This window comes from Microbacterium sp. ABR10 (assembly GCF_057812175.1).
In genome coordinates, this window is the sequence record NZ_CM173821.1 from 184857 (window position 1) to 198265 (window position 13409).

Consider the following 13409-nt stretch of genomic DNA (forward strand, 5'->3'; position numbering starts at 1 on the left):
TCCGGCGCGGGCGGGTCTCACCGCACCGTCGGCCGGGCCGGTCGCGGCAGGCGTGCGCCCTCCGCGCTCGTCGAACGCGCACGCCCCCGACGCGGACGTGCGTGACCGCTTCTCGTCGACGTGTCGGTCTCGGAGGCGGCTGGAGTCCGGGGTTCGGGGCGGGATTCGCGCTTCGGGGCGGACATTGCTCGCCCCGAAGCGCAGAACGTGCCCCGGACGCGGGAGGGCTGTCTCTGCCTCGGCCACGGCGCGGAGGAGCGGGAGACTTCAAGCCCGTCTGACAACGACAGAGGCCCCGGTGGAGGGGGATTCCACCGGGGCCTTCACCGTCACCTGAGAGGGACGGTGCGGGGGGTCAGCCGCAGGACTTCGCCGCGTAGGGAGCCGTGAGGGTCCCCGTCGCGGAGCCCTGGGTCACGGTCACCTTCGCCTCGCCGGCCGGGATCGACGCCGAACGTGCGGCGAAGAGGGCCGAGGTGGTCGCGCCCGCGGCGACCGTCGCGTTCTTCGAGCCGTAGGTCGACGACATGGCCAGCGTGGCCGCCGTGTCACCGTTGTTGACGGCCTTGAGAACGAGCTGCACCTTGCCGGCGACGCAGCGCGCCTCGGCCGAGAACTGCACCTTCACGAGGGAGCGGACGGTGACGGTGGCCTCGACCGGCATGCGCGAGTCGTCCTGAGCGACGCCCGACACCGTGAAGGTGCCCGCGGTGGCGTACTTCGCGGCATCCACTGCGTCCCACTTCACGTCGACGGTCTGAACCGAACCGTCGGCCTTGGTCAGACGGGCCTGGGGCAGCACGGGCGCGGTACCGGCGTCGGTCGCGACGTCGATGGCATCCACGGTCTTGACCGCGATGTTCGGCGAGTACGCCTCGAGCACCTTCTGATACTCGGCGCGGGTGACCGGAATGACCGTGCCGTGACGCGGCTTGCCGCCGTCGGCGTTCTGCGGCAGGCCCTGGCGGAGCTTGCTGCCGAGCGCCTGCCAGCTGCCGGCCTGGTCGAGGTTGTTCGTCCCGAACGGCACGTAGTGGTTGGGGCCGCCGTGGTAGTTCGGCTGGTCGATGAAGAGGAACCAGTCGAGGTTGTTCACGTCGCCCTCGTTGGCCGCGAAGATGTTCGGGCCCTCACCGCTGGTGTAGGTGCCGCCCGGCTCGCCGTTGGGCAGGCCGCTGGCGACGCGCTCCTCGACGAGGGTCCACTGGTTCGCCGCGCCCGTCGTGCCCGGGAGCGTCCCCGAGATGGTCGCGAGCAGGTCGGTCGACTTCTCGTGGCGGATGGTCATGCTCGCCTCGTCCTTGGTGAAGCGGTGGTAGACGCCGTCCTTCTTGGCCACGGTGGAGTCGATCAGACCGAGGCCGTTGCCGCGACGGACATCGCTCCAGACCTTCGCGTCGGAGAACGTGACGAAGTCGTCGGTCGTGGCGTACATCATGCGGTTGTAGGTCACGCCCGTGCGGTCGGCCGCGTTCGTGGTGGGGTAGAGGTTGGACGCCCAATAGACCACGAAGGTGTCGAGCTCCTCATCCCAGTACGCTTCGGGGGCCCACGTGTTGCCGGCGAAGTCCGTCGAGACCTTCACGTGACGCTGCGCCGACCACGTGACGAGGTCGTCGGACTCCCAGACCTCGATGTACTTCGAGCCGGAGATCTGCGCCGTGGTGAAACCGCCCGCGAGACCCGCGACCTTGAGGTCGGTGGCGATCATGTAGAACTTGTCGCCGTGGGGAGCGCGGATGATGAACGGGTCGCGCAGGCCCTCGGTGCCGACGGTCGAGGTGAAGATCGGCTTGCCCTGGTTGAGGGTGTTCCAGGTCAGCGCGTCGTTGCCCTTCGAGGCGGCGATGCTGACTCGCTCGGCTCCGTCGCCCTCACCGGTGAAGAACGTCCAGAAGTACGCCTCGGTCTCGTCCGTCGCACCCGGCATGGGCTGGATGCGAGCGGTGAAGGTGCGGCTCGAGGTCGCGCCGCCGTTGGTGGCGGTGGCGGTGAGCTGCACGTCGACCGCGGGGGAGCCGGCGGCCGGACGCTTCACCTGGACGGTGCGCGAGTCGGCGCGCACGCCGGCGCGGAGCTCGGCGTTGGCCGCACCGGCGGGGGCGACCGACCACACGATGGTCGAGCCCTGGGCGCCGGCGGTGGACACCGAGAAGTTGCCGCGGATGTTGTCGAGGTTCTGGATCGAGAGGGCGGCGAGGTCGCGCGACACCTTCTCGGAGTCGGCGAGCTGCTGTGGGACCGTCACGGCGTAGGTCTGCGTGCGGGTCTCGGAGCCGACGGTGAAGGTGGCGGTCAGCGTCACGGACGCGTCTCCCGCTCCGGCTGCCGGACGCGTGACCTTCGCGCCGCCGCCGGTGATGGCGATGGCGGCGTTGTCGGACGCCCAGCTGACGGTCGCGCCTGCGCTGGTGGTGGGGACCGTGAAGTCGGTCAGTGCCGTGGTCTGCACGCTCACGCCCGCGACGGCGCGGTCGAGCGCCTGCGCACCGTAGAGCGCCTTGACGTCGCTCTCACTGAGAGCGGACGAGTAGACGGCGTAGTCGTCGACGAGGCCGCTCCAGCCCGCGTCGGGATACGTCGATCGGCCCAGGTACGCGACGAGGGACGAGCCGAAGGAGGAGACGTCGCGCGTGATGGCGTTCTGCGCGATTCGCGCGCCGTTGATGTAGACGCTCAGCTGGCCGGTGGTTCCGCTGATCACCGTCGTGTAGAGGCTGAGCCCCGCGGGGGTGCGCGCTCCCGTGGTGGCGGCATTCGTCGCGCCGGGGCCGACCTCGGTGCCCCACGGGGCACCGGCGTTGACGGTGTTCGTGACGACCGACTTGACGTAGCCGCTGGGGTTGGCGGGGTTGAGCAGCCAGTACCCCGACGAGAACGACGCGCCGGAGGCGACGGGGGCGCCGATGAAGGCGGCCGCGACGTTGCCGTTGCCCGAGCGAGGCGAGACCCACGTCGAGATGGTGAGGTCCTTCTTGCCGACCAGGCCGGCGGTGGGGATGTCGAGGTAGGCCGCGGTGCCGGCCGCGCCGCCGGGCAGAGACAGGGCGCCGCCCGTGACGGAGCCGCCGTTCTGGCGCAGGGTGGCGTTGAAATTGTTGCCGCTGGAGTCGGCGATCGTGGTGCCGTTGGCGCCGTCGAAGGAGTAGTGGATGAGCGGCTGCAGTCCGTCAGCAGCCTGGGCGGCCGTCGCGGTGGCGCCCAATCCGGTCATCGTGAGAGTCAGCGCGGCCGTGACGGCCAGGCCCTTCCTCCAGTGGGGTGAACGTGTGCGCGTGCGCATTGCGGGCGTCCTTGCTCTTGGGGCGACGCGGTGCGCATCTTCGGCCTGGGACGGCGACGTCTCGGGCGCCGGAACACGCGTCATCGCGGTTTTCGGGTGACCGCGGGGCGGTCGAGGGGCTGTGATGTTACCGGGAACACCCGGTCATCTCAAGGTAAGACTCGGCGCAACGAGGTGTCAAGCGCCTCGTGGTTCGGAAGGCGGGTGATCCCCCGCGAACGCAATGTGCGGACGCTATCGACACACCTCGTGCCGGGCTTCCGGAGCCCGCAAGGGTTCCGCAACGACAGGGGTGCGCCCGGCCCACGGCCGGACGCACCCCTCATTCGAGCGGACTCAGCCGCAGCTACGTGCGGCGTAGTCGGCCGTCACCGTCCCCTGCGTGCGCGTTCCGTTCACGTCGGTGGTCGTCGTCGCGGTCAGCGACCCGGCGGACAGGTTCGCCGATCGAGTGGCGAAGGTGACCGACTTGGACTTGCCCGCCGCGAGGCCGCTCACCTCCGCGGTGCCGAACGTCGACGTCACACGGGCGTCGGCGGCGGTGGTGCCCGTGTTGGTGAGCGTGGCGAACAGGGTCGCCTTGCCCGCGACGCACCGGCTGCCGGTGACCATCTGCACCGTCGACGTGACGGGGCTCGTGACCGTGACCGTCGCGGTGACCGTGCGGTTCTCGGCGGCGAGCCACTCGGCATCCGTCATATCGAGGATGGGGCTGTCGTCCTGGCGGAAGTAGACCATCCGGATGCCGGAGTCGCGGCTGCCGTTCTGCGTCGCCTTCGCGTGGAAGACGTTGAGCAGGTTGCCGTCGTCGTCGTACGTGTACGAGTTGTGGCCCGGACCCCAGTTGTTCGAGAACGCACCCTCGTAGCTCCAGATGGAGCTGTTGCGCACGTTCCAGACGGCGGGGTCGAGCAGGTCGGCTCCCGACTCGGCGGTGAGCAGGCCCACCGCGTAGGTCCAGTCGACGCCAGACCCCGAGAAGGTGACCATGACCTTGCCGTCGCGCTGGATGACGAACGGTCCCTCCACCACCGGAGTGGTGTTGTTCGACCAGCCCCGGTCGGGGAAGGCGACCGTCGAACGCGGGCTCGCCAGCTGCCACGAACCGGATGCCTTGGGTGTGACCTTCGCGATCTTCAGAACGGCCGGACCCGTCGAGGGCGCGACCACCCGCTCCGACCACACGACGTAGTCGATGCCGTTGTCCTCGAAGTGGGTCATATCGAGGGTGATGCCCTGGCCGTACGTGGTGAGCGGCTGACCGGCCTGGTCGACGACGCGCTGCGGTGCCTCCCAGTCGGCGCGCACGAGCGGGCTGCCGCCGGGCTTCAGCCGCATCGTGTACGACTGCACGCCGGCCCACCAGTTGCTGCTCTCGGCGTTGGCCGCGAACAGGATGTACAGGTCGCCGTCGACGACGTGCAGCTCGGGCGCCCACAGCTGGGCGTTGACGCTGTTGCCCGAGAGACCGAAACCGAGGATGCGGTTGTCGGCCGCGCTCGAGAGCCCCGCGATCGTGTCGGCCTGGCGGATGAAGAACTCGTCTTGACCTGCGTCGTCGGTCGCGATGTAGAGCCACGTCTTCTTGCCGTCGGGCAGCGTGTAGCGCAGCACGTGCGGGTCGGCGCGGTTGGCCACGAGCGGGAAGTTCGTGTCGGTGCGCTGCAGCGTTCCCGTGGCCGTGTACGTACCCGGCGTCATGGCGTCGACCTTCGAGGTGTCCCACGCGACGCGGAAGTCGTGCGTGCCGCCGTCGGAGTAGTCGGCGGTGACCTTCTCGGGCAGGGTCAGCGCGTCGCCGGCGGTCAGGTTGACCGGTTTCGGTGCCTGCACGCCGGTGTTGCGCACGCGTCCGAGCTGATCGGATGCCGACCGTGCTTCGGCCGCGGTGACGGGGATGACGCTCGCGGTCTCGGCGTAGGGGACGCCGATGCTCGCCGTGCGACCACCGGGCTGCTGCCCGGCGCCCTGCGCGGTGACCGTCTGGAACGCGGTGGTCGTGCCGGTCAGGGCGGAGCCCGCGGGGCTCGTCCACACCACGCGGTAGGCGCTGACGCGGGCGTCCCACTCGGCCGACACGGCTCCGGTCGCGCCCTGCCCGGGGAGGGGCAGGAAGCTGCGCTCGGTCCAGGTGACCAGGTCGGGGGAGGTGAACACGAGCGCGCCGGCGGTGTCGGCCGCGCCCGAGGCGTCGGTGCGCCGGGCGATGAGCCCGTAGCCCTGGTCGCCCTCGAGGCGGAACATGTACGGCGAGCCGAGGTAGCGGGTGGTGCCGTTGGTCTGCTCGGTCATGCCGGTGACCTGGGGGAACACCACACCCGCGCCGCTGTTGAGCGGCGTGTACGCGGTGCCGTCGCTGCTGAGCGCGAGGTGGGCGCTACGCGTGACCTCGGGGTCGTCTCCGCCGCGGGTGTTCTTCGACGTCGTGTACGTCGCCAACCGCGACGCGCCGGTCTCGGCGATGCGCACCGGGATCTCGGTGGTCGCCGCATCGGCGCCCGAGCCGACGACGGCCTTGAGGGTTGCGGCGGCGAGACCGGTGGCGGGGGCGGTGGCGATGCTGCCGTTGGCGACGGAGCCCGCTCCCGAGACGTGCGACCACACCACGGGCAGTCCCTGCGCGGTCGTCGGGAGCACGTAGCCCTTCTCGAGCACCGACGGCAGCACGAGTGCTGCGGCGGCCTTGGCAGCCTGGGCGGCGGCACTCGGGGCGGGCAGCACGGTGACGTCGAAGGTGCGCGTGGCGGTCTTGCCGCGCACGGTGGCCGTGGCCGTGAGGGTGACTGCGGTCGACGAGGACGGCCGGGTGACCTTGCCGTCGGCGGCGACGATGCCCGACGGCGACGAGGTCCAGGTCACGCCGCCGGTCGTCGGCAGCACGAGGTCGGTTTCGACGGCCGACAGGCTCTGGGCGTTGGCGCCGGCCAGGTCGATTCCGGCGACGACCTCGGATGCCGTGGCCGTGGCATCCGTCGCCGACGCCGCGGCGATGTCACCGGCCGACAGGGCCGCGTTGTAGACGCGGAACGACGAGACGCCGCCCTGGTAGAGCGAGTCGCCGCCGTAGGCACTGCGCCCGATGTAGTTCATGGTGTGCGTGGTGAGGTCGCTGAGCGCCGTCGTCGAGTCGGTCTTCTGCGCGACGAGGGCACCGTCGATGTAGAGAGTGAGCGTCGAGGTGGTTCCGCCGGCGTTCTTCGTGATGGTCGCCGCCACCGACTGCCAGCGGTTCTCGGCGAGCCGGGTCGTCGAGGTGACGCTCTGCTCGTTCCGCCAGTTCGTCGGGCTGATGGCCAGGCGCGGGGCGACGGGCTGGATGAAGAACTGTCCCGTCGCGTTGTCGCCCGATCCGCCGATGTTCCACAGGAACTTCGCCCCCGACAGGGCGACGGGGTTGGTCTCGATGATGATCGTCGCGGCGCTCTGACCGGCGAGCAGGTTGTCGGGCAGCTTCACGTGGTTCGACCCGGTGAGCTGCAGCGATCCGCCGCCCCAGGCGACGCCTCCGACGACGGCCGCGTCGCGGCCGGCGCCCGAGGCGTCGCGCACCACGGTGCCGTTCGTCTCGGAGAAGTCGTACGACGCCACGAGCGAGGCGGGCTCGGCGGCGCTCGCCGCGCCGGAGACCCCGACGCCGCTGACGACGAGGGCGAAGCCGAGGGCGGTGGAGATCACCCCCGCACAGCGTCTGCGGAATGCGCCTCGGGTGGGCGCGCTGGTCTTTCGGGTCACGGTGTTTCTCCTCTTCGTCGAGTCGAGTCGGTCGGTCATCGGCAGCTGGTGGCGCGGTAGTCCGCGGTCACCGGGGTGGAGGCGTTCTGCACGGTCACCGTGACGGTGCCCGCGTCGATGGACGCGCTGCGGGTGGACTGCGTCTTGGACACGGCCTTGCCCGCGCCCAGATCGGTGAAGGTGGTCGAGCCGTAGGTGCCGGCGATGGTTCCGGACGCCGGCGTCGTGCCGGTGTTGGTGACCGTCGTGACGAGGGTCACCTTGCCGGCGACACAGCGCGTCGCGACGCTCGCCTGCACGCCGGCCGGGGCAGCTGCCACGACCACCCGTGCGGTGACGGTGCGGTTGCCCGGTGCGACCTCCTGCGCGGCGGTCAGCGACAGGTCGAGCATGCCGTTGGCGCGGACGTTGACCGCTTTGAACCAGCTGTTCCGGTCGGGGTCGAACAGACCGCCCGCGGCACCGCCGGTGTGCGGCTCGGGGTACGGGCGCGCGTGATACGCCAGCACCAGGTTGCCGGCCGGGTCGGTCGCGAACGAGTTGTGTCCGGTGCCGGCTTGGCCCGCGCCGCCGATGCGGCCGGTGAAGGTGTCGTTGGTGGTGAGCACGGGGGAGGGCACGAGCGTCCAGCTCGCGGGATTCTTCAAGTCGGCCGACTTGGCGGCGCGCAGCATGCCGATGTCGTAGTACTTGTCGACCGTGCCGCCCGAGTAGGTGAGGTAGATGTAGTCACCGTGCTCGACCATGTAGGGCGCCTCCACGACGCCCTGGTCGCCACCCTCGGTGGTGTCGGACGGCGTCGGAGCCTGCTTGCCGTACTCCCAGGGCTGGCTGATCGCGTAGACCTCGCTCAGCCCGCCGTCGATCAGCGGAACGGTGCCCTTGGGGCCCATCTTCGCTTTGCCGATGAGCAGCTTCGCGCTGTTCGGCATGACCCAGTAGCCCTGCGTGACGCCGTTCTCCTGACGCTCGAGGTAGGACACGTCGAAGGCGGCGCCCTCGAGGATCGTCGGTTCGCCCCAGTTCTGCGGGTTCACCAGGCCGCCGGCACGCAGCGACTCTTCGCTCCCCGTGTAGGGAATCAGGACGGTGTTGTCGCACCAGCCGTTGGTGGGCGCGTAGCCGCGGTTCATGCCGGCGACGATCCACCACTGCCCGTTGATCTTGTGGAACTCCTGCGCCCAGATGTATCCGCCCCAGCCGTAGAAGGTGTTGGGGTACTGGGCCTGCTTGCCGGGGGTGCCGGTGTCGGGGTCGATGACGATCTGCTCGGGCGCGTCCTTCAGTCCGGCGATCGTGGTGGCGCGCTTGAGACCGATCTTGCGGTACGCGTTGGCGTCGATCAGCTGGCTGTCGGGGGCGTTGGAGGGGATCGAGTAGTGCGAGCCCGTGAGGTACCAGTAACCGTCGTCCTCGTTGAAGAACAGATGCGGATCGGCCCGCGCGTCGTTGACCATCTCCTCGGCGGTCTGCTGCACGAGACCGGACACCTCGTAGGTGCCGGGCTTACGCGAATCGATGGATGCCAGATCTTCGGCGTCCCAGGTCACCGGGAGGTTCTTGGTGGAGCCGTCGTTGTAGTCGAGCGTGACGGTTCCGGGGAGGGCTGCGGCATCCACCTTCTTGCCGTTCTCGACCTGCACGTCGGCGGGGGCCCGGACGCCGGTGTTCTGCAGGTCGACGTAGTTCTTGTAGAAGACGTCGAACTCGGCCTTCGACAGGGCGAACGAGCTCGCCTGCGCCTGCGCGGTGAAGCCGGGCAGACCCGCGCCGACCACGCCGAGCGCGCGCACGTCGGCCTTGGTAGCCGCGGTCGGGGTGCTGCCGGCGGTGAGGGCGTCGAGTCGGGCCACGCGGCCCTCACCGGTGAGCTCGTCGGTCCAGTACGCCGTGTACTTCTGGCTGGCGGCGTCGAACTCGATGCGCGGGTTCTTCACGATCGACCCGTCGGAGGCGATCTTGACGGTGCGCTGGTTGCGGAAGGTCGCTCCGTCGGGGGCGTCCCACACGTACACCGAATCGGTGGCGTTGTTCTGCGCTGCCACCGCGCCGAGGGAGCCGTCGGCGAAGCGGATGAGGGTGGGCGAGCCGACCTGGGCGTTCGGGTTCGCGTTCTGAGAGCCGTTCCACGTCGCGTACAGGATGGCCTGCGAGCGGTTCAGTGGCTCCCAGGTCGAGGCGCCCGACGGGCGGGCCGAGACGAACAGCGCGTCGGCGCGGCGGTCGTCGTTGTAGGCGAGGGGGTCGTCCTTCACGCCGTTGGTCGTCGTGACCGTTTTGACATAGGTGGCGACGTCTCCGCCGGCGTCGAGGATCTGCGCCGAGGCGGTGACGGGCGTGGTGACGCCGGCGATCGTCGCGGTCAGCTCGACGGCGACGGGACCTGCGGCCGGGCGGGTGACCTTGCCGTCAGCGGAGACGAGCGAGGCGCCGGCACCGGATGCCGACCACGTCACGGCGTTGCCGAGCACGGACGAGGGGAGGTCGCCCGAGATGCGGGCGGGGATGCTGAGGGCCGCGGCCGGGTCAGCGGCGACCGTCGCGACGCCGAGCTCGGACGGGGTGAGGGCGCGGTTGTAGACGCGTAGGTTATCGAGGAGTCCCGAGAAGTACTCGCCGCCGCCCCAGTTGGCCTTGCCCACCTGCAGGACGCCGCCCGAGGCGCCGAGGATCTGCGCGAGAGCGGTGCCCGTGGTGTTGGTCGACACGAGCTTCTTGTCGACGAACAGGCGCGCGGTGCCGCCCGAGAGGACGAGGTCGACGTGCTTCCACTCCGCGTTCGTCTGGGTGGCGACGAGGTTGCCCGCGGTGTTCCGGCTGCCGGCGTTGTCGTAGCGCTCGACGGTGATGCCGGTGGTGCGGTCGAGGAAGCCGAGATAGTGCTCCTGGGCGTACGCCTGGGTCGCGGCGCTGCGGGCTGCGAAGACGGACCAGCCGGTGTTCCCGGTGGAGGCGGGCTTGCTGTCGTACGAGAACGTGACGTCGTTGAGCCCTGCGAGCAGCGGCGCGCCGCCGGTCTTGGTGACGTTGAGCCAGAAGCCGCTGCCGAGCTGGGCGGCGTTGCCGCTGACGCCGGGCACCAGTCGAGCCGTGCCCTGCGTGGTGGCGGTGGCGCCCGCGCCGGTGAAGCTGGTCGTGCCGCTGTCGAACGTGAAGTCGGCGATGAGTGCGTCGTCGGGTCCTGCGGCGGTGGCGACACCGGGTGCGAGCAGGCTCGCGCACAGGGCCGCTGCGGCGGTGGTGCTCACAGCGACCGCCGTCAGCCGGCGCCGCCGCGCGCGGGTGGGCGGGGTTTCGAGGGGGGCGGGGGGCGTCGTCGAACGCGCCGCGAAAGGCAGGTGCATAACCACTCTCCATTAAGTGACTGACCATCAAAGTGCAGTGTTATCGCTCACAATAGCCACACGGATGCCGTTATGGCCATCACGATTTCCGCTCGAGTCACCGCGGCGCCCCATCCACCCGCCACCGGGCATGCCCGCCCGCGGGTTCGGGGACGGCCGAGGCGGTGATCGCAACGCGGACGCCCGACCCGTGGGGCGACCGGTCTTGCCCCCACGCAAAGTGAGCGGTAACATCCAGATCGTTCCTGCGCCTCAGGGGCCCCGATCATCCTGGCAAAGGAGCTGGAGTGATGACTGCACACTCGACCGCCCCCACCGCATCCGCGCGACCGTCGACCCGACGCCGGAGGAGCGCGATCCTCAGCTTCGCCACCGGCGTCGCCCTCCTCGCCGGGGGCCTCGTCCCCCTGACGGCGGCACCGGCCATGGCGGAGACCGGCCTCCCTTCCACGGGGCTGCGTGCGGAATACGTCTTCGACGAGACCGCGGGCGCCAGCGTGCCCAACAGTGCGCCGACCACGCTGGGCGCCGCGACCGTCGTGAACGGCACGGACTCGCTGTGGACCGGGTCATCGCTCGTCTTCACCGGTGGCGCCAAGACCAGCCCGACCGCCAGCTGGGTGCGGCTGCCCAACGGCGTGCTCACCGGCGCGCGATCGGCGACGGTGACGATCGAGACGAAACTCGACGCCTCGATGAAGAACAACTGGAACTTCCTCTGGAACATCGGCAGCGACTCCCCGACGCGGTCGTACTTCTCGTCGGTCCGCGACAACCCGCGCACCGTCCTCACCACGAACGGTGGTGGCGGCGAGGTCAACGCCCGATCCGGTTCCGCGTTGTCGGCCGACCGCTGGTACAGCCTCACGTCCGTCATCGACGGGGCCGCCGGGCGCCTCACCTTCTTCGTCGACGGCGTGCAGGTGGCATCCACCCCCACCACCCTCTCGCCCGCCGACATCACCGATCAGACCCTCAACGCGATCGGCCGCGCGCCGTACCCCGACCCGATGTACAAGGGCGAGGTGTCGACGTTCCGCGTGTACGACCGGGCGCTCTCGGCCGACGAGGTCGCACGGGTCTCGACGGCGGACGCCACGATCCACGCCGACGCGCACCGCCAGGCGGCACAGACCGTGGTGGATGCCGTGGCACCGGTGACCGTCGATGAGAGCACGACCACCCTTCCGACGTACGGCGGCCGCGTGACCTGGGCCGCGACCGACTCGGGTACGACGGTCGCCGCCGACGGCAAGACGCTGACGACGACGTTGCCGGCCGTCGGGTCCGCGGCGCGGACGACCACGCTGACGGCGACCGCGACGGTCCGCGGGGTGGCCGCCTCGCGTGCCGTGACCACGACGATCCAGCCCGCCCGTGCCGCCGAGGACGCATTCGGGTACGCGATGGTGCACTTCATCGAGGATGCCAACGGCTACGCCGAGAAGATCTACCTCGACGTCTCGCGCGGCGACGACCCCGAGGCCTGGGACCCGCTGAACGGCGGCAAGCCGATCCTCGCCTCGCAGTTGGGCACCACCGGCGTCCGCGACCCGTACCTGACGTACAACCCCGAGACCCAGACGTACTACATCATCGCCACCGACCTGCGCGTGTTCGGCGGCGACCGCGGCGCGGCCGGGTGCACCGACTGGTGCTACTGGAGCTCGCAGGGGTCCACGAAGCTGAACGTCTGGGAGTCCAAGGACCTCGTCACCTGGGGCGACCTGCGTCAGTTCGACGTCGCCCAGTCGCCCGCCGGCACCGAGGTCGCCGAGCTCGGCATGGCCTGGGCCCCCGAGGCGACCTGGGTCCCCGGGTACAACGCCGACGGCAGCGGCGCCTTCGTCCTCTACTGGTCGTCGACCGTGTACTCCAACGCCGCCCACACCGGGTCGTCGTACTCGCGTGTCCTGTGGGGCGCGACCACCGACTTCACACAGCAGACCTACCGCTACGGCGGAACGATGATCGACACCGGCGGCGACGCCATCGACACGACCGTCATCCAGAACGACGGCAAGACCTACCGCGTCACGAAGGACAACGCCTTCGGCCGGGGCATCTACATGGAGTCGACCACGGCGGCCGACTGGTGGAAGCAGTCGACCGCGTGGACGACCGTGCAGGAGCGGATCGGCGCCAACTACTCCGGCGGAAACGCGGGTGGTGTCGAGGGTCCCGCGGTGTTCCAGCGCCACGGCGAAGACGCGTGGTACCTCTACGTCGACGTCATCCCCTCCACCGGCTACCGCCCGCTGGAGACGACGAACCTCGATGCCGGATGGACACCACTCGTATCCGACACCTTCTCGATGGCGCCGAGCACCAAGCACGGGGGAATCGTCCCGCTGACGTTCGGCCAGTACGACGGGATCCGCAAGGCGGATGCCACGGCCGTCGTCACCACCGACCTCGGTGACGCGAGCGTGACGCAGGGCGCCGGCGCGGCATCCATCACGGCTGCTCTGCCCCGAGAGGCGCAGGTGACTCTTGCGTACGGTCGCGGCACCGCCGCGCAGCCCGTGACGTGGAACCTCACCGGCGTCGACGCCTCGAAGCCCGGTTCCTACTCGGTCACCGGGACGGTGCGAACGGTCGGGGCGAACCTGAATCAGTGGGCCGGGACCAACGGCTCGACCGCGTACAACGCTGCCGACCGGCGTCTGTTCAGCTCGACAGCGCTCACGGTCACCGCGGACGTCGTCGTGACCGCCCCCGCCCTGGCCGTCACGGCCACGGCCGAGACGCGGTGCGCCGCCGGCAAAGCGATCGTCGTCACCCGCATCGCGAACGGCGGCGCGGCACCGGTCGCCCTGCAGGTGGACTCGGCGCACGGCTCGAAGACGATCGCCTCCCTCGGCGCCGGCAAGAGCACGATCGTGACCTTCACGGCACGGACGAACCCGCTGGCCGCGGGCGAGGTCACCGTCGCCGCCAGCGCAGGCGGCACCACCTCGTCGGTGACGGCGCCGTTCGCGGCGACCACTTGCCGCTGACCCGCGGCCCCGCCCCGCACCGCCCATCGACGTCGACCGACGGTCAGGACA

Annotated in this window: 4 protein-coding genes; 1 reads left to right on the forward strand and 3 read right to left on the reverse strand. The window is 70.2% G+C overall.

What is annotated here, in order from left to right; translation table 11 throughout:
- Positions 1-355 precede the first annotated feature (355 nt).
- From ACXKZF_RS00840 to ACXKZF_RS00850, 3 genes are all read right to left on the reverse strand, one after another.
- Positions 356-3283: an immunoglobulin-like domain-containing protein gene (locus ACXKZF_RS00840; RefSeq protein ID WP_488985091.1), complete on the reverse strand. Its 2928-nt coding sequence runs from the start codon at positions 3281-3283 to the stop codon at positions 356-358.
- A 336-nt stretch (positions 3284-3619) separates the two neighbouring features.
- Positions 3620-6958, reverse strand: a complete 3339-nt coding sequence (locus ACXKZF_RS00845; protein WP_488985092.1) for a family 43 glycosylhydrolase — start codon at positions 6956-6958, stop codon at positions 3620-3622.
- Positions 6959-7050: 92 nt separating this feature from the next.
- On the reverse strand, positions 7051-10263 hold the full coding sequence (locus ACXKZF_RS00850; protein ID WP_488985093.1) for a family 43 glycosylhydrolase: 3213 nt from the start codon (positions 10261-10263) through the stop codon (positions 7051-7053).
- 386 nt (positions 10264-10649) lie between these two features.
- Here ACXKZF_RS00850 and ACXKZF_RS00855 point away from each other — a divergent pair, with 386 nt between their 5' ends.
- The gene (locus ACXKZF_RS00855; RefSeq protein WP_488985094.1) at positions 10650-13358 is read left to right on the forward strand and encodes a LamG-like jellyroll fold domain-containing protein; all 2709 of its coding nucleotides are present in this window, start codon (positions 10650-10652) and stop codon (positions 13356-13358) included.
- The last annotated feature ends 51 nt before the right edge of the window (positions 13359-13409 follow it).

Bases quoted from the DNA above. Each gene is read 5' to 3' on its own strand.
- ACXKZF_RS00840 (WP_488985091.1), bottom strand. From the start codon at position 3,283: ATGCGCACGCGCACACGTTCACCCCACTGGAGGAAGGGCCTGGCCGTC.
- ACXKZF_RS00855 (WP_488985094.1), top strand. From the start codon at position 10,650: ATGACTGCACACTCGACCGCCCCCACCGCATCCGCGCGACCGTCGACC.